At 73.5% G+C, this 22,745-nt stretch carries 15 protein-coding genes; 7 read left to right on the forward strand and 8 right to left on the reverse strand.

Annotation, left to right across the window (positions count from 1 at the left end; all coding sequences use genetic code 11):
- Window positions 1-16: 16 nt before the first annotated feature.
- On the reverse strand, window positions 17-1,468 hold the full coding sequence (locus BLW14_RS29795) for an MFS transporter (RefSeq protein WP_093710217.1): 1,452 nt from the start codon (window positions 1,466-1,468) through the stop codon (window positions 17-19).
- On the reverse strand, window positions 1,465-2,709 hold the full coding sequence (locus BLW14_RS29800; protein ID WP_093710218.1) for a M20 metallopeptidase family protein: 1,245 nt from the start codon (window positions 2,707-2,709) through the stop codon (window positions 1,465-1,467). Before BLW14_RS29800 ends, BLW14_RS29795 begins: the two co-directional genes overlap by 4 nt.
- A gap of 102 nt (window positions 2,710-2,811) precedes the next feature.
- Between BLW14_RS29800 and BLW14_RS29805 the strand changes: the two genes are divergently transcribed.
- From BLW14_RS29805 to BLW14_RS29820, 4 genes are all read left to right on the forward strand, one after another.
- The gene (locus BLW14_RS29805; protein ID WP_093710219.1) at window positions 2,812-3,876 is read left to right on the forward strand and encodes an Lrp/AsnC family transcriptional regulator; all 1,065 of its coding nucleotides are present in this window, start codon (window positions 2,812-2,814) and stop codon (window positions 3,874-3,876) included.
- Between the two features lie 98 nt (window positions 3,877-3,974).
- A complete protein-coding gene (locus BLW14_RS29810; RefSeq protein WP_093710220.1) occupies window positions 3,975-4,910 on the forward strand; it encodes an oxygenase MpaB family protein in 936 nt (311 codons plus the stop codon).
- The gene (locus BLW14_RS29815) at window positions 4,892-6,964 is read left to right on the forward strand and encodes a serine/threonine-protein kinase (protein WP_093710221.1); all 2,073 of its coding nucleotides are present in this window, start codon (window positions 4,892-4,894) and stop codon (window positions 6,962-6,964) included. Before BLW14_RS29810 ends, BLW14_RS29815 begins: the two co-directional genes overlap by 19 nt.
- A 48-nt stretch (window positions 6,965-7,012) precedes the next feature.
- Entirely contained in the window at window positions 7,013-8,557 is a 1,545-nt protein-coding gene (locus BLW14_RS29820; protein WP_093710222.1) for a phytoene desaturase family protein, read from the forward strand.
- A gap of 25 nt (window positions 8,558-8,582) precedes the next feature.
- Here the strand turns inward: BLW14_RS29820 and BLW14_RS29825 are convergent, their stop codons facing one another.
- The 3 genes from BLW14_RS29825 to BLW14_RS29840 form a co-directional block, all read right to left on the reverse strand.
- On the reverse strand, window positions 8,583-9,572 hold the full coding sequence (locus tag BLW14_RS29825) for a hypothetical protein (RefSeq protein WP_256332916.1): 990 nt from the start codon (window positions 9,570-9,572) through the stop codon (window positions 8,583-8,585).
- Window positions 9,573-9,716: 144 nt separating this feature from the next.
- Window positions 9,717-11,546: a serine hydrolase domain-containing protein gene (locus BLW14_RS29835; RefSeq protein ID WP_093710223.1), complete on the reverse strand. Its 1,830-nt coding sequence runs from the start codon at window positions 11,544-11,546 to the stop codon at window positions 9,717-9,719.
- 153 nt (window positions 11,547-11,699) lie between these two features.
- Window positions 11,700-14,120, reverse strand: a complete 2,421-nt coding sequence (locus BLW14_RS29840; RefSeq protein WP_177154147.1) for a penicillin acylase family protein — start codon at window positions 14,118-14,120, stop codon at window positions 11,700-11,702.
- A gap of 157 nt (window positions 14,121-14,277) precedes the next feature.
- Between BLW14_RS29840 and BLW14_RS29845 the strand changes: the two genes are divergently transcribed.
- Complete coding sequence (locus BLW14_RS29845; RefSeq protein WP_093710225.1) at window positions 14,278-15,777, forward strand: acyl-CoA synthetase; 1,500 nt, start codon at window positions 14,278-14,280, stop codon at window positions 15,775-15,777.
- A 5-nt stretch (window positions 15,778-15,782) separates the two neighbouring features.
- Here the strand turns inward: BLW14_RS29845 and BLW14_RS29850 are convergent, their stop codons facing one another.
- On the reverse strand, window positions 15,783-16,574 hold the full coding sequence (locus tag BLW14_RS29850) for an SAM-dependent methyltransferase (protein WP_093710226.1): 792 nt from the start codon (window positions 16,572-16,574) through the stop codon (window positions 15,783-15,785).
- 102 nt (window positions 16,575-16,676) lie between these two features.
- Entirely contained in the window at window positions 16,677-17,960 is a 1,284-nt protein-coding gene (gene paaK / locus BLW14_RS29855) for a phenylacetate--CoA ligase PaaK (RefSeq protein WP_093710890.1), read from the reverse strand.
- A gap of 183 nt (window positions 17,961-18,143) precedes the next feature.
- On the opposite strand from paaK, the gene BLW14_RS29860 reads away from it, so the two are divergent.
- Window positions 18,144-19,664 carry an alpha/beta fold hydrolase gene (locus BLW14_RS29860; RefSeq protein ID WP_093710227.1) on the forward strand — a complete coding sequence of 507 codons (1,521 nt, stop codon included), beginning with the start codon at window positions 18,144-18,146 and terminating at the stop codon, window positions 19,662-19,664.
- Window positions 19,665-19,682: 18 nt separating this feature from the next.
- Here BLW14_RS29860 and BLW14_RS29865 read toward each other — a convergent pair whose 3' ends face one another.
- Window positions 19,683-21,320 carry an FAD-dependent oxidoreductase gene (locus tag BLW14_RS29865; RefSeq protein WP_093710228.1) on the reverse strand — a complete coding sequence of 546 codons (1,638 nt, stop codon included), beginning with the start codon at window positions 21,318-21,320 and terminating at the stop codon, window positions 19,683-19,685.
- A gap of 282 nt (window positions 21,321-21,602) precedes the next feature.
- Here BLW14_RS29865 and BLW14_RS29870 point away from each other — a divergent pair, with 282 nt between their 5' ends.
- Window positions 21,603-22,724, forward strand: coding sequence for a SchA/CurD-like domain-containing protein (locus tag BLW14_RS29870; protein ID WP_093710229.1), 1,122 nt, complete (start codon window positions 21,603-21,605; stop codon window positions 22,722-22,724).
- The last annotated feature ends 21 nt before the right edge of the window (window positions 22,725-22,745 follow it).

Consider the following 22,745-nt stretch of genomic DNA (forward strand, 5'->3'; position numbering starts at 1 on the left):
GCCGGACCCCACCCGTTCACGGCCGCGCGCCGCGCCGCGCGAAGGCCGCCGCCGCGGCCGCGCCCAGGGACAGCAGCGCGCACAGCAGCCAGACCGCGACGTACCCCGACTCGCTCGCCGCCTCCTCGGCGTCGGCGACGGCGCTTCCCGTCTCCGTCGCCGGGGTCGCCAGGATGACGGCGATGACGGCTCCGGCGATCGCGCCGCCCAGGGTCTTCACGTTGTTGTACAAAGCCGTCGTGATCCCCGTACGGGAAGGGGCGCCGGCCTCCGCGATCACCGTGGGCAGCGCGCCGAGCGCCACGCCGATGCCCGCCCCGGCCAGCACCTTGGCCGCCACCAGCTGCCAGATCGCCGTGTGGAACGCGGCGGTGGCCAGGAAGCTCGCACCGATCAGAGCGAACGAGGCGATCAGGGCGGGGCGGTAGCCGAGGCGTCCCGCGATACGGGCGGTCAGCGAGGAGCCGATGACGGCCGCGACACCGGCGGGCAGGATGATCAGCGAGATGGCGAGGGCGGAGAGGCCGAAGCCGTAACCGGTCAGGTCCGGGTCCGCCGCCAGGAACGTGGAGTCCGGGGCCATGCTGCCGAAGTAGACGACGCCGAAGGCCGCCGCGCACAGGAAGTAGGGGGCGACACTGCGGTCGGCCAGCGCGCGCAGGTCCACCAGCGGGTCGGGCACCCGCAGCTCGCGTACCGCCCACACCGCGCCCGTCAGCAGGGCGAGCGGAATCGGGACGAGCACCGCGCCGGAGAGCAGCGGACCGCTCTTCGCCGCCGAGATCCCCGCCAGCAGCAGGAGCATGGCCAGGCTCAGTAGGCCCACGCCCGGCCAGTCGAGCCGGGCGCCGGGCGCCCGCGTGGACTCCGGGATCGCGAGGAACGAGACCGGCACGCACAGCACCGCCAGCGCGGCTGGCAGGAGCAGGGTGATCCGCACATCGCCCGTCGCCTTGTGCGCCAGACCCATGACCACGCCGCCGAGCAGAGTCCCGAGGGTGAGCGCGCCGACGAGGCGCGCGATGGCGGCGCGGGCGCGTTCCACCGAGAGCCGGTCCCGTACGAGGGCGATCTCCAGGGGGAGGAGGGCGGCGAGCGGGCCGAGCAGCACCCGGCCGGCCAGCAGCACGGGCAGCGACGGGGCGAAGGCCACCAGCAGCGAGCCCACGGCGACGCAGATCAGCGAGACCCGCAGCATGAGGCGGTGCCCGTACACGTCGCCGAGCCGGCCGAAGGCGGGCACGGACACGGCGGCGGCGAGCAGTTGGGCGGCGACGACCCAGTTGAGGTCGGCGTCGGCCATGCCCAGTTCCGTGCCGATGTCCGGCAGCAGCGGGGCGATGCCGCCCTGGAGGAATCCGCTGGTCATCTCGAAGAGGATCAGGAGGCCCACGACCGCGCCGACGGACGCGGACGGCGGGGGAGCGGCCCCGGCTGAGGCGGGCCGCGCGGACTCGGTTGTGCTCATGAAGCCTCCTCGGTGGTGACGGCGGCGGCACGGACGGCCGACCGGTCCGCAGCCTGCCGGAGACGGCTCGCGGCAAGCCCGGCCAGCAGCAGAGCGGCGTCCGCCACCGACCGGTCGTCGTAGACCGCCTGCGCGGAGTGGTTCATCGGCGCGGCCGACGGATCGCGGCCCGGCGGGCACGCGCCGAGGCCCAGGAACGCCCCCGGCACCTCGCGCAGCACGTACGAGAAGTCCTCGGAGCCGGCCATCGGGCGCGGCGCCTCGAAGACCTGCGTGGCACCGAGGAGTTCCCGCGCGGTGCGCAGGGCGAACGCGGCCTCGGCGGCGTCGTTCACGGTGACCGGGTAGCCGTCCCGGTAGTCGACGGCGACGTCCAGGCCGTGTGCGGCGGCGATCCCCCGCACGGTCCGCTCGACGCCCGCCCGGACCCGGGCCCGGGTCTCCTCGGAGAACGAGCGGACGGTGGCGGTGAACTCGGCGGTCCCGGGGATGACGTTGCCGGCCGCACCGGCGTGCAGCGAGCCCACCGTGATGACGGCCGGGTCGAAGATGTCGACGGTGCGCGTGACCATCGTCTGGAGCGCGGTCACCATCTCGCAGACCGCAGGCACCGGGTCCTGCGCCAGGTGCGGCGACGAGCCGTGGCCGCCGGCGCCCGTCACGCGCACGGTCACGTCGTCGGAGGCGGCGAGCACCGGACCCGGCCGTACGGCGGCCGTACCGGCGGGCAGTACCGCCGAGGTGACGTGCAGCGCGTACGCGGCGACCACCCGGGAGCCCGCGGCGTCGAGCACGCCCTCGTCGATCATCAGCCGGGCACCGCCCATGCCCTCCTCGCCGGGCTGGAACATGAACACCACATCGCCCGCCAGCTCCTCGCGCCGCGCGGCCAGCAGCCGGGCCGCCCCCACCAGACCCGCGGTGTGCACGTCGTGGCCGCAGGCGTGCATCCGGCCGGGGACCTCGGAGGCGTACGGCACACCGCTGTCCTCGTGTACGGGCAGCGCGTCCATGTCGCCGCGCAGCAGCACGGCGGGGCCGGGCAGGCCGCCGCGCAGCACGGCGACGACCGAGGTGAGCTTCTCGCCCGTCGTGATCTCCAGGGGCAGTCCGGCCAGGGCGTCCAGGACCGTCTGACGGGTGCGGGGGAGGTCGAGGCCGAGTTCCGGCTGCCGGTGCAGCGCGTGGCGCAGCCGGATCAGGGAGTCTTCGATGGCGAGGGCGTCAGTGCGTTCGAACATGCCTGGTATGGTGCCGATCCGGCCGATCGCACCAGCCACCGTGCGCGTATCCTCCGGTTCGGGCTGATCGTTTGCCGACAACCACCACCCGGAGGGTGTCCCGTGCTCGACGAACTCGATCTGCTCCTCGTCACCGCGCTCCAGATCGCGCCGCGCGCGGACTGGCGGACCATCGGCGAGGTCCTGGACATCGACGCCTCGACGGTCGCCCGGCGCTGGGCCCGGCTCACACAGGCCGGCCACGCCTGGATCGGCGTGCACCCGGCCGTCGCGGCGACCGGCCCGGACTCCGCGGCCCTGGTGGCGTTCATCGAGGTGGACTGCGTCTCCGGGCGGCTCCACGAGGTGGCGGGGCACATCGCCGACGACCCGCACGTGTTCAACCTGGAGCACGTCAGCGGCAGCCGGGACCTCCTGGTCACCGCCGTCTTCGAGGACAACGCGCAGCTGGCGCGGTACGTCGGGTTCCGCCTCGGCGCGCTCGACGGCGTCGCGGCGTCCCGCACCCAGGTCGCCACCACCCTGCACACCGAGGGCAGCCGCTGGCGGCTCGACCGCCTCACCGACGAGCAGCGCCGCAAGCTCGCACCGCCCGCCCCGAACCGGCAGCCCACCCGCACCGTCCCCGAACGCGACCTCGGACTGGTCCGGGTCCTCGGCGAGGACCCGCGCCGGCCCGTCGCCCACCTCGCGGAGCGCACCGGGCTCAGCCCCACGACCGTCCGCCGCCGCCTCGACCGGCTGGACGCGGACCGGGCGCTCGCCTACCGCTGCGAGGTGGCCCGGTCGCTCTCCGGCTGGCCGGTGTCCGTCTCGTACTGGGCGGCGGTGCCGCAGAGCAGGGCGCCCCAGCTCGCCAAGAGCATCAGCCAGATCCGCGAGATCCGGCTCTGCGCCTCGCTGACCGGCCCGCACAACCTGCTCCTGGCCGCCTGGCTGCGCTCGGTCGACGACATCGGCGCCTTCGAGTCCCGGCTCACCGCCCGTCACCCCGAACTGGCGGTCGCCGACCGGGCGCTCACGCTCTGGCCGATGAAGCTCGCCGGCCACCTCCTCGACCCCCAGGGCCGCCATCTGCGGGCCGTGCCCCTGACCAGCTGGGAGGACACGGGATCGGACACCGCGGAGGCGGCCCTCCTGGACCGTCTCCGGACCCCTCCGGCGTGATCGCCTCGCGCGGGGTGCCCGCCGCAGCCGTGCTCGGTCACACTGGAAGCGGCCGACGCCCCGGCGCCGGGCCGCCGCCGAGCGGGAGGGACACGCACATGACGGACGCCGACCCCGGGCTCTTCGGGCCCGCATCGGTCACCTGGCAGCTGCACGGCGACCCGATGATGTGGGTCGCCGGGGTGCGCGCCCTCTACCTCCAGGCGCTCCACCCCCTCGCCGTGCGCGGTGTCATGCAGAACTCCGACTTCCGCGAGGACGCCTGGGGCCGGCTCATGCGCACGGCGGGGTTCGTCGGCACCATCACGTACGGCACCACCGAGGCCGCCGAGAAGGCGGGCGCCCGGGTCCGGAAGATCCACCGGCACCTCAAGGTCACCGACCCGGCGACCGGCCGCACCCACGGTGTGGACGAGCCCGGGCTGCTGCTGTGGGTGCACTGCGCCGAGGCGGACTCCTACCTCCAGGTCCTGCGCCGATCCGGCTACCCGCTCACCGCCCGGCAGGCGGACCAGTACATCGGCGAACACCGGCACAGCGCCCGCCTCGTCGGCCTCGACCCGGACGACGTACCGGCCACCACCGCCGAGCTGGCCGACTACTTCGCCCGCGTACGGCCCGGGCTCGCCCGGACCCCGGAGGCGATGGACGTCGACGACTTCCTGCGACGGCCGCCCGTACCACCCCTTCTGGTACCGGCGCGCGCCCTGCTGTGGCGGCGCGTGGCCACCCTCGCCTACCAGTCGCTGCCGCCGTTCGCCCATGAGCTGTACGGCAGGACGGCGCCGCCGCCCGCCGCCGTCGACCGTCGGCTGCGGGCCACCGGGGCGCTCCTGCGCGCCGTACCCGCGCGGCTGCGCTGGCGGCTTCCGCCGGGTCACATCATGAACGCGATGGCACGGCTCGGACCCGCCGTCCGCCCCACCCCGTACACACTGAAGAAGCAGGCAGCCATACTGGACGGGCCGGGGAGGGCGCGGCGGCAGCAGGCGGAAAGACGGGGGCGGCAAGAGGGATGGCGGAAACCAGGCTGATCCAGAGCCGGTACCGGCTGCTCGACCTGATCGGGCGCGGCGGCATGGGCGAGGTCTGGCGCGCCCGCGACGAGGCACTGGGCCGCCAGGTCGCCGTCAAGTGCCTCAAGCCCGTGGGCGCCCAGCACGACGAGGACCACACCCGCATCGTCCGCGAACGCTTCCGCCGCGAGGCCCGGGTCGCCGCCGCCCTCCAGCACCGGGGCGTCACCGTCGTCCACGACTTCGGCGAGTACGAGGGCGTGCTCTACCTCGTGATGGAGCTGCTGGACGGCCGCAACCTCAGCCAGCTCCTGGAGGACAACGAGCAGCACCCGCTGCCGGTCGACGACATCGTGGACATCGCCGAGCAGGTCGCCGACGCGCTCGGCTACACCCACCAGCAGGGCATCGTCCACCGCGACCTCAAGCCCGCCAACATCATGCGGCTGTCCGACGGGACGGTGAAGATCTGCGACTTCGGCATCGCCCGGCCGGGCCACGGCATTCCCGTCACCTCCCGGCTCACCGGCGTCGGCGTCGCCATGGGCACCCCGCACTACATGTCGCCGGAGCAGATCAGCGGCGGCCAGGTCGACCACCGCAGCGACCTCTACTCGCTGGGCTGCGTGCTGTACGAGATCGCCACCGGCGCCCCGCCCTTCGACCTGGGGGACTCCTGGGGCATCCTGGTCGGCCACCGCGACACCGCGCCCGAGCCGCCGCGCTCCCACCGCGCCGAACTGCCCGGGTTCTTCGACCGGGTGGTCCTCGACCTCCTCGCCAAGACCCCGGAGGAGCGCCCGGCCGACGCCCACGACCTGCGCCGCCGCATCGCCGTCGGCCGCACCGGCGAGCACCCCTCCGTCGAGCCGACCGGCCGGGTGCTGCTCGCCCCGCCCGCCTCCGTTGCCCTGCCCGGCCGGCCCCCCACCCGGCCGCTGCCCGCCTGGGCGCACACCATGACCGGCGGCCACAAGGCGACGGGCGCGGTGGCCCCCTTGGCACCGCCCGACCACTCGGCGGGCCTGACCCTCAGCTGGACCACCGGCGCCCGGCCCGGCCCTGCCCCCCTGACCGGCAGCCAGAGCGTGGGCGCCGGCCCCGACCGCCGGAGCCGGGCGGAGAACGCGCTGCGCGAGTTCGGCCGCCTGGCCGAGGAGCGCGCCCGCGCCCTCGGCCCGGACCACAGTGAGACCGTCGCCGCCCGGCAGCAGACGGCGTACGCCCTCGGCCGCCTCGGCCGGCACGCCGAGGCCCACGAACTCCACGCCGCCGTGCTCGCGTCGCAGGAGCGCGCGACGGGCGCCGACCACCCCGACACCCTGCGCTGCCGCCACAACCTGGCCTTCAGCCTCAGCAGACTGGGACGCCTGGAGGACTCGTACCACATGGCCCGTGACGTGGCGTCGGCCCGCGCCCGGGTGCTGGGGGCGGACCACCCCGACACCCTGGTCACGCTCTACGAGGTCGGGTACGCGCTGGGCCGGCTCGGCCGGTGGACCGAGGCGTTGCACACGTACCGGCAGGTCGCCGAGGCCCGGACCCGGCTGCTGGGTGCCGACCACCCCGACACCCTCGCCACCCGCTACGAGGTCGGCATCAGCCTGGGCCGCCTCGGCCACAGCGTCGACGCGCTGGAGCTGTACCGCGCGCTCGTCGCCGACCGCACCCGGGTCAACGGCCCCGCCGACCCGGAGACCCTGCGCGCCCGCCACGGTCTGGGCGTCAACCTCGGCCGGCTCGCCCGCTGGGACGAGGCCCTGGCGGAGGCGCGGGCGGTGTGCGCCGCCCGGGAGGGCGTCCTCGGGCCCGACCACCCCGACACCCTCGTCAGCCGCCGCGAGGTCGCCGTCGCTCTCGGCTGGCTGGGCCGCTGGGCCGACGCGCTCACCGTCTACCGGCAGGTCGCCGACGCCCGGACCCGGCTGCTGGGCGCCGCCCACCCCGACACCCTCGCCGGCCGCGACGACGAGGCGCACTGCCTCGAACAGTTGGGCCGCACCCGCGAGGCGGCCGACCTCTACCGCGAGGTGGCCGCGCTCCGGCAGCGGGCCGGCCGCCCGCAGCCCTGACCGGCCACACGCCCTGGCCCGGCCGCCCGCGCCGTGTTAGCAAGGGGCATGACGGTACGGGACAGCTATGACGCGGTGATCGTGGGCGGCGGCCACAACGGCCTGGTCGCGGCGGGCTACCTGGCCCGAGCCGGCCGGCGGGTGCTGGTCCTGGAACGCCTCCCGGCCACCGGGGGAGCGGCCGTCTCGACCCGCCCCTTCGCCGGGGTCGACGCCCGGCTCTCCCGCTACTCCTACCTGGTCTCGCTGCTCCCGCGGAAGATCGTCCGCGACCTCGGTCTGGACTTCGCCGTACGCAATCGGACCGTGTCCTCGTACACCCCGGCCGTCCGCGACGGACGGCCCACCGCCCTCCTCGTCGGCGGCGACGGAACCCGCGACTCCTTCGCCGCACTCACCGGTTCGGACCGCGAGTACGAGGCGTGGCAGCGCTTCTACACGATGACCGGGCGGCTCGCCGGCCGCGCCTTCCCGACCCTGACCGAACCGCTGCCCACCCGCGAGGCGCTGCGGGAGCGGATCGGCGACGCGGACGCCTGGCGCATGCTGTTCGAGGAGCCCATCGGCGTCGCCGTCGAGGAGCACTTCGCGGACGACCTCGTGCGCGGCGTCGTCCTCACCGACGCGCTGATCGGCACGTTCGCCGACGCCCACGACGCCTCACTGCTCCAGAACCGCTGCTTCCTCTACCACGTGATCGGCGGCGGCACCGGCGACTGGGACGTCCCGGTCGGCGGCATGGGCGCGCTCACCGACGCCCTCGCCGGGGCCGCCCTGGCCGCCGGCGCCGAGATCCGTACCGGCCACGAGGTGCTGCGGGTCGACACCGACGGGACGCGCGCCGAGGTGACCGTACGCACGGACGACGGCGAACACACCGTCGGCGCACGCCGGGTCCTGGTCAACGCGTCCCCGCAGGCCCTCGCCGCCCTCCTCGGGGACGAGCCGCCGACCCCCGCCGAGGGCGCCCAGCTCAAGGTGAACATGCTCCTCACCCGGCTGCCCCGGCTCCGCGACCGGTCGGTGGACCCGCGCGAGGCGTTCGCCGGTACGTTCCACATCGCCGAGGGGTACGGGCAGCTCGCCGCCGCACACCGGGACGCCTCGGCGGGACGCCTGCCCGCCGCACCGCCGTCCGAGATCTACTGCCACTCGCTGACGGACCCCTCGATCCTCGGCCCGGACCTCGCCGCCCGGGGCTACCAGACCCTGACCCTCTTCGGCCTGCACACCCCGGCCCGCCTCTTCGCCGACGACAACGAGACCACCCGCGCCACCCTGCTCCGGGCCACCCTCGCGGAACTCGACGCGCACCTGGAGGAGCCGCTCGCCGACTGCCTGGCGCTCGATGCGAACGGCGAGCCGTGCATCGAGGCGAAGACCCCGCTCGACCTCGAACGCGACCTGCGCCTGCCGGGTGGCCACATCTTCCACCGCGACCTCGCGTTCCCCTACGCCACGGAGGCCACCGGCCGCTGGGGCGTGGAGACCGCGCACCCCAACGTCCTGCTGTGCGGGGCGGGCGCGGTGCGCGGCGGCGGGGTGAGCGGGGTCCCCGGCCACAACGCGGCGATGGCGGCGCTGGGGTTGTGACCCCGGGGGCCGCTGAAGACAGGCGCTAGCGGCCCAGCGCCTGACGCACGCTCACGTCGTGGTACTTGCCCAGCCGGTACAGCTCCCAGCACGACAGCACCGTCACCGACACCGGTCCGCCGAGCAGGAACGCGATCCGGGCCAGGGCGGGGACATCCGCGTTCTCGTTGTTGAACACGGCGAGGGCCGCCATCACCCAGACCAGCAGGGTGGCGAGGACCGGCGGCAGCACCTCGTGGATGTCTGCCGTGCGGAACACATGCGTGAGGCAGAGCCAGATCCCGTACAGGGCGAAGCCCAAGGACCACGCGCAGAGCGTGATGATCACGACCTTGCCGGGAGTCCCGACGGCGTCGCGGAAGGCGGTGGTCGCCGCGTCGGGCGCCATGGCCAGCGGGAACGTGGCCATCGACCCCATCAGCGCCGCCACCGCCCCGAAGGACTTGAGGGACCTCCGAAGGTAGAGCCCGCGCAGAGCGCCCCGCGCGGCGAACGCGAACAGGGCGATCACGAACGGGAACGCGCACACCAGGACGAGCGTGCTGATCCAGCTGTCGCCGAACTTGTCGTCCGCCACCTCCCCGACGCCCTTGGCGCTGTCGACCGGCTTGTACGACATGACCAGGACGAGCCAGGCGACAATCCCGAGGCCGGTCCGCCAGTTCTGGATCCTGCGCACCGTCGGGTCCTCGACGGTGTCCGGGCGGGAGGGGCGGAAGGCGCGCTGGGCCGCGTAGAACGGGTTGTAGACGCACTTGAGGATCCGCTGTCCGCGCGACAGCGGCGGCCGGGGCGGGAGCGGCGACGGGGGCTGCGGACCGTACGGCCCCGGCGGGTACGGGCCCTGGGGCGGCACTGTTCCGCCCGGCGGGTAGGGCCCCGCGCCGGGACCGCCCGGTCCACCCGGCCCGCCGGGGTACGGGTGGGGGTACGGGCCGGGTCCGGGACCCGGGCCGGGCTGTCCGGGGCCGGGCCCGCCGGGCGGTCCCCAGGGGCCGTTGCCGTAGGTACTCATGCCGCGCATCCTCGATGGTTCGGTACCGGGCCGTACGCGGCGCGGCCAGGACCGCCCGCTCGGCGTGCGGCGTGAGCCTACCCATCCCGGAGGCCGGACGTGCGCGTTCCGGCCTCCGGGACCGGTTCCCCGGAGGAGCGGCGGTCAGTCCGCCGACGCGGCCCAGCCCACGGCCGTGATGCGCCGGGCGTCACCCGGCCGGTTCTCGTCGAAGACCGTACGGCCGCCGTCCTCGACCCGGACGGCGTCCACGTACACCCCGCGGCCCACGTACAACTGGTCCGTCGTGTACCGCCAGCGCAGCACGGTTCCGGTGCCGCGCCACTGTGCGAGGTCCGCGTCGAGGTGGTGCCAGACCCGGCCCGACCAGCCGGAGAGCGAGCCGTCCGGGTGCGACTCGGATTCCGGGTCGCGGCCCCGGCCCGTCGGGGTGGTGGTGAACGGGACCGGCTGCCAGGTGGCGCCGGCGTCCGTCGACGCCTCCAGGTGGAGGAAGTCGGACGCCGGTTCGGTGTCCCACCACAGCGCACAGCTCAGCCGGGCGCGCGAGGAGGACAGCGGCAGCGACGGCAGCGCCAGGGTGGCCGTGGCGGCGCTCGCCATTCCGGAGAACCAGGCCGTACGCCCCCGTTCCGGCCGGACCGCGACCGCCCGGGCCATCTGGTTGGCCGTGGCGACACGCGGCGCGCTGCCGGAGCGCCAGCTGCGGACCGGATGCACGGAGTTGCCGAGCACGATCAGGAACGAGTCCGTGCTCGGGTCCAGGACCAGGCTGGTGCCGGTGAAGCCGGTGTGCCCCGCCGTACGGGGCGTGGCCATGGCTCCCATGTACCAGTGCTGGTAGAGCTCGAAGCCGAGGCCGTGCGCGTCACCGGGGAACGCCGTGTTGAAGTCGGTGAACAGCAGGTCGACCGAGTCCTCCGAGAGGATGCGCGCCCGCCCGTACACCCCGCCGTTGAGCAGGGTGCGCGCGAGGACCGCGAGGTCCCAGGCGCACGAGAACACCCCGGCGTGCCCGGCGACGCCGTCCAGGCTGTACGCGTTCTCGTCGTGCACCTCGCCCCACACCAGGCCGCGGTCGAGTCCCGACCAGGGGAGCCGGGCGTCCTCGGTCGCGGCGATCTTCGGCTTCCAGGAGGCGGGCGGGTTGTACCGGGTGCGGTGCATTCCGAGCGGCCCGGTGATCCGCTCGCGCAGCAGGACGTCCAGGGGGCGTCCGGTCAGCTTCTCCAGGACCAGCTGGAGCGAGATCAGGTTGAGGTCGGAGTAGAGGTAGACCGTGCCGGGCGGGTTGGCCGGCACCTCCTTCCACAGCAGCTCCAGCTTCCCTTCCCGGGTCGGCGCGCTGTACAGCGGGATCCAGGCGGTGAACCCCGAGGTGTGCGTGAGCAGCTGACGGATGGTGACGTCCTGCTTGCCGCCGCCCGCGAACTCCGGGAGGTACGAGGCGACCGTCGCCTCCAGCTCCAGCGTGCCGCGCTCGATCTGCTGCACGGCCAGGATCGAGGTGAACAGCTTGGAGACCGACGCCAGGTCGAAGACCGTGTCCTCGGCCATCGCGATCTGCTGGTCCGCGGGGAACTCCACACCGGTGTCGGTGGTCTCGTCGTACGCCGAGTAGCGCACCGCCTTGCCGATCGGGTGGTGCAGCGCAACCGTCCCGCCCCGGCCCGCGAGCAGCACCGCGCCCGCGTACCAGGGGTGTTTGGGCGAGGCGGCCAGGTAGCGCTCCGCCTCGGTGACCAGCTGGTCGAGCGGTCCCTGCGACAGCCCGGCGCGGGAGGCCGGACCGTGCCGCAGCGTCGGCTTCGCGTCCCGGCCCGTGTGCATCCCCGACGACTCCGTCCCCGACTCCGTGGCAGACGCCGTGCCCGCGAACGGGATGGGCGCCAGGGCGAGTGCTCCGCCCAGGGCCAGCATCCCACCGCCGACCCGCCGCCGGCTGATACCCCCACCCGCCGTGTCCTGCGTCATGCGCTGCCCCTTCCCACTGCCTGAAAGTAACTTTCGGAATTCCGTCCGGGCGTGAAACTTCCTGCCGAGCTGAGAGGTTACTGTCAGGACCCGCCGTCTCGTAGGGGCGGGAGCCACAAAGAATCTGATGTCCCATCAACAACTGTCGTGGCGTCAGTGGTGCGAGGGACCCCGCCCCTCGTGCACCCGCACCACCCGCAGGGCGGGCGACCGCAGGATGTCCTTCTCGCAGAACCGTGACGTCACCCAGCGCCCGCGCGAGAACAGCTCGGTCTGGTCACTGAAGTGCGGCGAGCCGGCATTTGACGACTGGGAGTACGTGAGCAGCGTGCGCGCCACCGGGCAGGGGCCGCCGTCCCAGCCGACGGCCTGGATGTAGCTGGACCCGGTCGACACGTCCGTATACGCGCCCGCCGACGCGTCCCACACGCCCTCGGTCTTGTTCCAGACGCCCAGCGCCTCCGTACCTCCGCTCAGCGCGATGCGCTCCGAGCCCCGCCGTACCCACTGGTGCTCGCCCAGCGGCGCGTCCAGTGCGACCCCCGCGCCCCGCAGTTCGCCCACCGCGTCCGCGAGGGCCGCGAGGACCCCCGGGGCCGAGGTGTCGAGCGTGTTCGGCGTGTGGACGGGGTCGGCGGGGGAGAAGGGCACCTTCCACAGCCGGTCGGCCGGCACCGCCACCGCCCTGCGCCAGAACCGGTCGAAGAGCAGCGCGCCCCGGCTCGACGTACCGGCCGTGCGGTCCCAGTCGCGCAGGACCGGGCACGCGGCCGACACGTCAATGTCCTTGCCGTCGCTCCCGGCCGCCGTCCCGCCGGGCAGCGCCGCACACGCCTCGGCCACGGCGGACGCGGCCAGCTCCCCGGCAGGCACCCGGTTCGCGAACTGCTGGTGCTGGAGGCTCGCCACGGTCAGCCCGCCGTCCCGCGCCATCGCCGACACGTCCCGGAGCGCGCCCCGGGTACGGACCGAGCGCGGCGTGGCGACCGTGCCGAAGATCCGCCCGTAGCCGGTGAGCGGCTGCCCGGCGTTGGCCAGCCAGGCGCTGTCGTTGGAGTTCTCCACGTACGGCACGTTCTCCAGGACCGGCATATGGCCGGGGCCGAAGATGCCGGGCTGCACCGCGTCCGGATCGGAGCCGGTGGCGCACTCACCGCGCGAGCCGTCCAGCACCGCCAGGCCCGACGCCGGGAACGTCGCCCGCCCCAGCGGCGTCGAGCAGCGCTCCGCCAGCTCGTCGGTGACCCTCGGCAGCACCTGCGCCTGCGAGAAGAACGTGTGTCCCGAGGAGTCCGCCGCGATCGTGTTCACCCACGGCAGGCCCTGGGTCCGCCGCAGCGCCTCCTTCACCCCGGCCGTGGACCGGGCCGTGCTGAACCCGAGCGCGGTGTCGCCGGAGCGCAGATTGGCCGCGTTCGGATCGTCCAGCGCGTACGCGGTCGTCCCCGTCCACGGCAGCGGCAGGCCCGTGCCGAGGGAGGTGACGACCGGGCCGTACCGGGTCCACCACTGCGTACGCGTCACCGTGGCGCCGCCCGCCACCGCGACGGCCACCGACCGCTTCGTCATCCGGTGCCGCCTGCCGTCCACCAGGTAGACGGTCGGGTCGTCCGGAGCGAGCGTGAGCTGCCGCAGATCCATGGTGACCCCTGTGGCCACGGTGTGGCTCCACGCGATGTGCGCGTTGTGCCCGATCGAGACAGTCGCCGATCCCAGCAGCGAGCCGCCCGCCACGTCGAGCCTGCCCGGGATGGTCTGCTGCGACTGCCAGAACCGCCGCCCGCCCTCCCACGGGTAGTGCGGGTTGCCGAGCAGCAGCCCGCGCCCGTTCGCCGTCGTCCCGCCGCTGAACGCCACCGCGTTGGACCCCATGTCCGCGTCCCGCGCCGACAGCAGCCGCTCCGCCGCCTCCGCCGCGCCCGACGGCGACGGGGGAGCGGATTCCGGCGCGCCGGCGGGCGGCCGCGCGGTTGTGATCCCGTCGACGGCCCGCCCCTGCCCGCCGAGGACCGACAGGGCGTACGAGCGTGCCGCGACGTCGACAGCGGTGACCGGACGCACCCACCGGGCGCCCCGGCACGCCGGATCGGTGATCCGGTTCTGCGCCAGCCAGGCGTTGTACCCGGCCGCCCACCCTCGTTGCAGCTCCTTCACCGAACGGCTCGGACCCGCCGGCGCGGGCGTCCTCAGCAGCTTCTCCACCGTGCGGTCGTCGCGCACCCCGCGGAAGTACAGGTCACTGGCTAGGTTCTTCGACGCCGACGACAGCGAGCCGTCGGGTGCCGCGTCCGGCCCGAACCAGCGGGAGCGTTCGCCGCGCAGCGTCACGAAGCCGTCGGCCAGCACGCACACCTGGTCGGCGGCCTGCGCCCAGCCGTTGCCGAAGCCCAGGTCCGCGTAGTCCTTGCCCACGATGTGCGGAATGCCGTACTCGGTGTAGCGGATCACGGCGGACAGCCCGCCGCCCGACGGATGGTGGGTGCGCGGGGCGTGCGCCGAGGCCGGTGGCAGCGAGGCCGACACGGTGAACAGGGCGAGGCCGGACACGGCAAGGATCCTCAGACGGTTCCACAAGGGAAACGGTCCTCCCAACTCTGCGGGTACGAAGGCCGGTTGCTCAGGAGTTCCAGATGTCGCGGGCAACTCAGCCAGCACCCGCCCACCCGTGTCAACAGCGCCGGGCGGGTTCCGGACCCTTGACCACCGGCCCCCGGCCGCACAGGATCACGCCATGACCGGTGTACGCAGCAGCACAGTCGACGGCGTCGTGACCCGCAGCGCGCGGCGCACCCCCGAACGCACCGCCCTGCGGTACGCCGGCCGGGCCTGGACCTACCGCGAGCTCGACGAGGCCGTCACCACCGCGGCCGCCGTCCTCACCGAGGGCCACGCGCTCAACCCCGGGGACCGGGTCGCCGCCTACGCGCACAACTCCGACGCGTACCTCATCGCCTTCCTCGCCTGCGCCCGCGCCGGGCTCGTCCACGTGCCCGTCAACCAGAACCTCACCGGCAACGATCTGGCGTACATCCTGCGCCAGTCCGGCAGCTCCCTGGTCCTCACCGACCCGGCGCTCGCGGACCGGATCCCCGAGGGCTTCGCCGTACGGGCGCTGCGCGACGACGAGGGCTCGCTCCTGGCCGGGCTGGGCACGCCGCGCCCCTTCGCCGCCGCGCGCGAACCGGCCGCCGACGACCTGGTCCAGCTGCTGTACACCTCCGGGACCACCGCGCTCCCCAAGGGCGCGATGATGACGAACGGCGCCCTCGTCCACGAGTACGTCAGCGCTGTCACCGCGCTCGGCCTGAGCGCCGGGGACCGGCCCGTCCACGCGCTGCCGCTGTACCACTCGGCGCAGATGCATGTGTTCCTGCTGCCCTACCTCGCGGTGGGCGCCGAGAACACGGTGCTCGACGCGCCGGACGCGGCCCGGATCTTCGACCTGGTCGAGTCGGGGCGGGCCGACAGCCTCTTCGCCCCGCCCACCGTCTGGATCGGCCTCGCCAACCACCCCGAGTTCGCCACCCGCGACCTCGGCGGACTGCGCAAGGCGTACTACGGCGCGTCGATCATGCCCGTGCCCGTCCTGGAACGCCTGCGCGACCGGCTGCCCGGACTGGCCTTCTACAACTGCTTCGGGCAGAGCGAGATCGGCCCGCTGGCCACCGTGCTCGGACCGGACGAGCACGAGGGCCGGATGGACTCCTGCGGCAGGCCCGTCCTCTTCGTCGAGGCGAAGGTGGTCGACGAGAACGGCAAGGACGTCCCCGACGGCACCGCGGGCGAGGTGGTCTACCGCTCGCCCCAGCTGTGCGACGGCTACTGGGACAAGCCGGAGGAGAGCGCGGAGGCGTTCCGGGACGGCTGGTTCCACTCCGGTGACTTGGCCGTCCGGGACGCGGAGGGCTACTTCACCGTCGTCGACCGGGTGAAGGACGTCATCAACTCCGGTGGGGTCCTCGTCGCCTCCCGGCAGGTCGAGGACGCCCTCTACACCCACCCCGCGGTCGCCGAGACGGCCGTCGTCGGGCTGCCCGACGAGCGCTGGATCGAGGCGGTCACCGCCGTCGTCGTCCTGAAGGGCGAGGCCGGCGAGGAGGAGCTGATCGCACACGCCCGTGAACGGCTTGCCCACTTCAAGGCGCCCAAGCGGGTCGTGTTCGTGGACGCCCTCCCGCGCAACGCCAGCGGCAAGATCCTCAAGCGCGAGCTGCGCGACCGCCTCGCCTGAGCCCCCTACGCGCGGACGCGGCCGACCCCCACATGGAAGCTGTCGGTGGTCTCCCGGCGCTCCGGCGCGGGCGTGCCGCAGTGCCACTGCGGAGCGGTCACCACCCCCGGTCCGACCAGGTCGAGCCCCTCGAAGAACCGGGCCACCTCCGCACGCGTACGGGGCCGCAGGGTGATGCCGCTCGCCCGGTACTCGTCGGTCTTGTCCTGCTCGGCCGAGAGGAAGTCCTTGGTGAAGTGCGAGAGCACCAGGCAGCTGCCGGCGGGCAGCGCGCCGAGCAGCGTGCGCGTGATCCCGTAGGGGTCGTCCTCGTCGGCCAGGAAGTGCATCAGGGCGATCATCGAGAGCGCCACGGGCCGCTCGAAGTCCAGCCTCGCACGGGCGTGGGCAATGATCTTCTCCGGGTCGCGCACATCGGCTTCCAGGTAATCCGTGGCGCCCTCGGGGGCGCTGACGAGCAGCGCCTCTGCGTGCCGCAGGACGATCGGATCGTTGTCCGTGTAGACGATCCGGGCCGCCGGGTTGACCTCCTGGACGATCTGGTGGAGGTTCGGCCGGGTCGGGATGCCGGTGCCGATGTCGAGGAACTGGTCGATGCCCGCCCGCGCCGCCCAGCCGGCCGCCCGGTGCATGAACGACCGGTTCTGCGCGACGCCCACCTTCGCCAGCTCCGGCATCCGCTCACCGAGTGCCTGGTCGACGGGATAGTGGTCCTTGCCGCCCAGCAGGTAGTCGTAGACGCGCGCCGGATGCGGCCTGCTGGTGTCGACCGGTGTGCCGGCCTGCCCTGCCGTCATGGTGTGCTCCCCAATCACTCGGCGGGAGAACACGAATCCCCCTGCGGACGACGGTCGTTCCGGCACATCCTGTCACAGCGACCCCACTGACCAGCAGGGCAGTCAGGAACGCTCGTCCACGATCCGCCGGAACTTCCCCACCGAACGCTCCAGGGTCTCCGGGTCGAGGATCTCGACGCCGACCGACACCCCGATGCCGTCCTTGACCGCCGCCGCGACGGAGGCGGCGGCCGCCGCCCGCTGCTCCGGCGTCGCCCCCGGCCGGGCCTCCGCCCGCACCGTCAGCACGTCGAGCCGGCCCTCACGGGTCAGCCGCAGCTGGAAGTGCGGCGACACCCCCGGGGTACGGAGCACGATCTCCTCGATCTGCGTAGGGAAGAGGTTCACCCCGCGCAGGATGACCAGGTCGTCGCTGCGCCCGGTGACCTTCTCCATGCGCCGGAAGACGCGCGCCGTGCCGGGCAGCAGCCGGGTGAGGTCCCGCGTCCGGTACCGGACGACCGGCATGGCCTCCTTGGTGAGCGAGGTGAACACCAGCTCCCCCTGCTCCCCGTCGGGCAGCACCTCGCCGGTGAACGGGTCGACCACCTCCGGATAGAAGTGGTCCTCCCAGATGTGCAGCCCGTCCTTCGTCTCCATGCACTCCTGAGCCACACCCGGGCCCATCACCTCGGACAGGCCGTAGATGTCGACCGCGTCGATCGCGAACCGTTCCTCGATCTCGCGCCGCATCTCCTCGGTCCACGGCTCGGCCCCGAAGATCCCCGCCTTCAGCGAGGTCGTGCGCGGATCGACGCCCTGCCGCTCGAACTCGTCGAGGACGGTGAGCATGTAAGAGGGCGTCACCATGATGATGTCGGGCCGGAAGTCCTGGATCAGCTGGACCTGGCGGGCCGTCATGCCGCCCGACGCGGGAATCACCGTGCAGCCGAGCCGCTCGGCACCGTAATGCGCACCGAGACCACCGGTGAACAGCCCGTATCCGTACGCCACATGGATCTTCTGCCCCGGCCTGCCGCCCGCCGCCCGGATGGAGCGGGCCACCACGTCCGCCCATGTCTCCAGGTCTCTCTCCGTGTAGCCGACGACGGTCGGCCGGCCCGTCGTGCCGCTGGACGCGTGGATGCGGCGGACGTCCTCCTCCGGCACCGCGAACATCCCGAACGGGTAGTTGTCCCGCAGATCCGCCTTGGTGGTGAACGGGAACCGGGCCAGATCGGCGAGGGAACGGCAGTCATCGGGGCGCAGCCCCGCCCGGTCGAACGCGGCCCGGTAGTGCGGCACGTTCGCGTAGGCGTGGTGCAACGTGGCGCGCAGCCGTTCCAGCTGGAGTGCCGCCAGTTCGTCGCGGCCCATCCGTTCCGCCGTATCCAGCAGAGTCGTCACGCGGGCCTCCCTCGTTCCGTACACGTGGTGCGGACGACCGATCATTCGGTCGTTTCCCTCCGGAGCAGTAATTCAGGATCTTGCACCGCCTGGCAAGAGGCGTGACGCACATCGCCCTCCGACCCGGCTACGCCCGTACCGAACACGGCTGCGTCACCCGGACGGCCCTGTTTGGATGGGGTCATGCCGACCTTCCATACGTACGACGGGACCGAGCTCGCCTATCACCTCGTGGGGGAGGGGGCGCCGCTGATCTGCCTGCCGGGCGGTGCCATGCGGGCGAGCGCCTACCTCGGCACCCTCGGCGGACTGTCCTCCTGCCGGCAGCTGGTCCTCCTCGATCTGCGGGGCACCGGCGACTCCGCCGCCCCCGACGACTCCGCCACCTACCGCTGCGACCGGCAGGCAGAGGACGTCGAGGCCCTGCGAGCCCACCTCGGCCTGGAACACGTCGATCTCCTCGCCCACTCCGCGGCCGGCGACCTCGCCGCCCTCTACGCCGCCCGGTATCCGCACCGGCTGCGCAACCTGGTCCTCGTCGCGCCCACCACCCTGGCCACCGGCCTCCCCACCGCCGTGGGCGATGCCCGCGCGGCGGCCGCCCTGCGTGGCTCGGAACCCTGGTACGAGGACGCGCTCGCCGCCCTGGAGGAGATCTGGGCCGGCCGGATGACCGGTGGACTCCGCGCCAGGACAAGGCCGTTCCTGTACGGGCGCTGGGACGCCGCCGCCCAGGAGCACGCCGCCGCCTCATCCGCGCAGATCAACGCCGAGGCAGCCGCCCGGTACGCCGGCGAAGGCGCCTTCGACCCGGCCGCGACGGTTCCCGCCCTGCGCACGCTGGAGGCGCCGGCCCTCGTGCTGGCCGGTGAGTACGACAGCATTCTGACGCCCGACCGGGCCGCCGAACTGGCCGCGCTCTTCCCGCATGCGGAGTTCGCCGTGCAGCGCGGCGCCGCGCATTTCCCGTGGATCGACGACGCGGGAGCCTTCGCCCGTACGGTCGAGGCGTTCCTCGACCCGGAGGTGCACAGCGTCCGGGCCGGCGGGATCCGGCTCGCCTACCGGGTGTGGGGCGACCCGGCCGCGCCGCCGGTCGTCCTGGCCCACGGCCGGTGCGGCAGCAGCGGCGACTGGGCCCACATCGCCGCCCGGCTCGCCGGCACGCACCGGGTGTACGCCTTCGACTTCCGGGGCCACGGGCTCAGCGACTGGCCCGGCCGCTACTCCTTCGAGCTGTTCCGCGACGACCTGCACGGCTTCCTGGAGGCCCGCAACCTCGCCGGCGCCACCGTCGTCGGGCACTCCATGGGCGGCGTCGCGGCCTACCTGCTCGCCGAGCGCCACCCCGGACTGATCGGCCGCCTCGTCATCGAGGAGGCGCCGCCGCCCTTCCCGCTCGACCCGCCGCGCCCCGTCCCCGAACACCCGGACGGGGAGCTGGGCTTCGACTGGCCGCTCGTGCCCTCCACCGACGCCCAGCTCAACGCACCGGACCCGGCCGGCCGCGAACTGCTCGGCGACATCGGTGTACCCACCCTCCTGGTCGGCGGCGGTCCGAGCAGCCACGTCGCCCAGGGGGATCTGGCCAGGATGGCCGCCCGCATCCCCGGCGCCGAACTCGTCACCATCGACGCGGGCCATCTCGTACACACCGAACGACCGGAGGAATTCCTGTCCGCCCTCCGGGCGTTCGGTATATAGCGGACTGCTGAGGGAGCGTCAGTTGCGGTGCAACAGCGCCGCCAGGACGTCGTGCAGCGTCACCTCGGCGTCCTCGGCGTCCTCGGCGGCCGACTCCGCACGCCAGGCGACGAAGCCGTCGGGGCGCACCAGGACCGCACCGTCCCGGCGCGTCCCGTGCGCTTCGGCCCAGTCCGCCCCGTCCTCCGGCTCCAGATCGCCGCCCGCGCCGATGCCGAACGCGTCGAGCCGCACCCCGAGCCGGCCGGCGGCCCGGGCCGCTGCCCGCAGCCACACCGTGTCCGCGCCGTCCGCGAGCAGCACGAACGACCGCTCGTACAGGTCCAGGGTCGAGATCCGCTCCCCGGCCCGGCGCACCCACAGGTGCGGCGCCCTGCTGCCCGGTTCGCCCGTCAGCCGCATCCCCTCCGGGACCACCGGCGCGTCCGGCGCCACGCCCAGCACCGCGCCGGCCGTGTACCGGTAGCCCAGCGCCACGTTCAGCATCCCGCCCCGCTTCCCGCCGCCCACCGAGGGCGGGGGAGCGTAGCCGGGGTGGCTGTGCTCCTCGGACCGCGCCGACGCGCGCTCACCGGTCGCCCGGGCCACCGGCAGCCGCTCCTGCCCGTACGTCTCCAGCAGTCCGCGGCCCGCCTCGCCCCGCAGCACCGCCGCCAGCTTCCACGCCAGATTGTGCGCGTCCTGGATGCCGGTGTTGGAGCCGAACGCGCCGGTGGGCGACATCTCGTGCGCCGAGTCACCGGCCAGGAACACCCGGCCCCGTGAGTACCGGTCGGCCACCCGCTCCGCCGCGTGCCACGGCGCCTTGCCCGTGATCTCCACGTCGATGTCCGGCGCGCCGACGGCGTCCCGGATGTGCCGGGCACACCGCTCGTCCGTGAAGTCCTCCAGCGTCTCGCCGCGGTCCGGCTGCCACGGGGCGTGGAACACCCACTCCCGTTCGTTGTCCACCGGCAGCAGAGCACCCTCCGCCTCCGGGTTCGTCAGGTAGCAGACGATGAAGCGCCGCTCGCCCAGCACATCGGCCAGCCCGCGCGACCTGAACGTGACGCTCACGTTGTGGAACAGGTCGCCCGCACCCGAACGGCCGATACCCAGCTGCTCGCGGACCGGGCTGCGCGGTCCGTCCGCCGCGATCAGGTAGTCCGCCCGCACCGTCGTGTGCTCACCGGTCTCCCGGTTCTTCAGGGTCGCCGTGACGCCCGAGGCGTCCGGGTCGAACGACATCATCTCCGTGGAGAACCGCAGATCACCGCCCTGCTCCCGGGCCCGCTCCAGCAGGACCGGCTCCAGGTCGTTCTGGCTGCACAGGCACCAGCCCGTCGGGCTGAACCGCGCGAGCGCGCCGCCCGGGTCGATCTCCTTGAACAGCCACTCCTGGTCCTCGCCGGTCAGCGAGCCGGCCTGGAGGATGCCGTGGTTGTCCGCCAGCACCGAAGCGGCCGCCCGGATCTCCTGCTCGACACCCGCACGGCGGAACACCTCCATCGTGCGGACGTTGTTGCCGCGGCCGCGCGGATGCGTCGAGGTGGCCGCGTGCTTCTCGACCAGCAGGTGCTCGACGCCGAGCCGACCGAGGAAAAGGGACGCGGACAGGCCCACCAGCGAGCCGCCCACGATGAGGACCGGTACGTGGAGGTCGACGTTCTCGTTCATCAGTTGCTCCAGCTCCGACGCCGTACAGATGCACTGTCCATGCCCGGGCGGGGGCCGGGTCGGAGCGCTTCGGACGATCGCTCACCTGAACGGTTCATAAATCTCGCGTCGGGCGGACCAGCGTTTCACGATCGGTCACGGAGACGACGCCCTCGGACCAGGGCGGGCCGTGCGCGATCGCCGGAACTCCCCGTTCCGATTCCCCTCGGCAGCCGACGGCTCCCACCGCTCCGGCCGGCTCTCCCAGCGTCCCTGCCCCACAGCGTCGAAGGAGTTCGCCAGATGACCACCACCCTCTCGGAACGGATCTCACAGTCCGCCTTCGACGGATCCCGGCTGCGCGTCGTGCTGCTGCTGGACCTGCACGACGGCGCCCAGAAGCAGTTCCTGGAGGCGTACGAGCACATGCGCAACCAGGTCGCCTCCATCCCCGGCCACATCAGCGACCAGCTGTGCCAGTCCATCGAGAACCCCTCGCAGTGGCTGATCACCAGCGAGTGGGAGAGCGCCCCGCCCTTCCTCGCCTGGGTCAACAGCGAGGAGCACGTCGCGACCGTGCAGCCCCTGCACAGCTGCGTACGCGACACCCGGTCGCTGCGCTTCAGCGTCCTGCGCGAGACGGGCAAGGGCTTCGAGACCGTCCCCGACCCGGTCAGGGGCGGTCTCCAGACCTCCCCGCGCCTCGGCGACGGCGTCGTACGCCACGCGCTCACCTTCACGGTGAAGCCCGGCACCGAGGACATCGTGGCGAAGCTCCTCGCCGACTACGAGTCGCCCCGCTCCCGCGTCGACGACCAGACCCGGCTGCGCCGCACCTCGCTCTTCATGCACGGCAACCGGGTCGTGCGCGCCGTCGAGGTCGAGGGCGACCTGATGGCCGCACTGCGCCACGTCTCCCGCCAGCCGGAGATCCGCGCCGTCGAGGAGGCCATCAACCCCTACCTCGAACAGGACCGGGACCTCTCCGACCCCGACTCCGCCCGGATGTTCTTCACCCGCGCGGCCCTGCCGACCGTGCACCACGTCTCGGCCGGCCGCATCGACCCCGGCAGCCTGAAGCGGCACGCCGTGGTCTACCAGGCCAAGGAGGGCTGCGGCATGGCCCTGGCCCGCCTGCTGGCCGAACACGACGAGGAGGCCGCCGACGACACCGGCAGCCCCATCGACAGCAGCACCATCTTCCAGCGCGACGACGTCGTCGTCCGCCTCCTGGAGGCGAGCGGCCCGCTCGACGCCCAGCCCGCCCAGGCGCTCGGCATCCACGGCCCCGGGAAAGCGGCCCGCCTGGCCCGCCTCCTGGACGGCGAGGCCAACGCCGTGCCCGCCACCGACCAGGACGCCGCACGCTTCCTCGCCCGGTCCGAGATGCGGCTCATCACCGACCGGCGCGCCACCGATTCCTGAACCGCGCTCCGGCACCCGGGG

The sequence above is a fragment of the Streptomyces sp. 2131.1 genome (assembly GCF_900105515.1).
GTDB lineage: Bacteria > Actinomycetota > Actinomycetes > Streptomycetales > Streptomycetaceae > Streptomyces > Streptomyces drozdowiczii.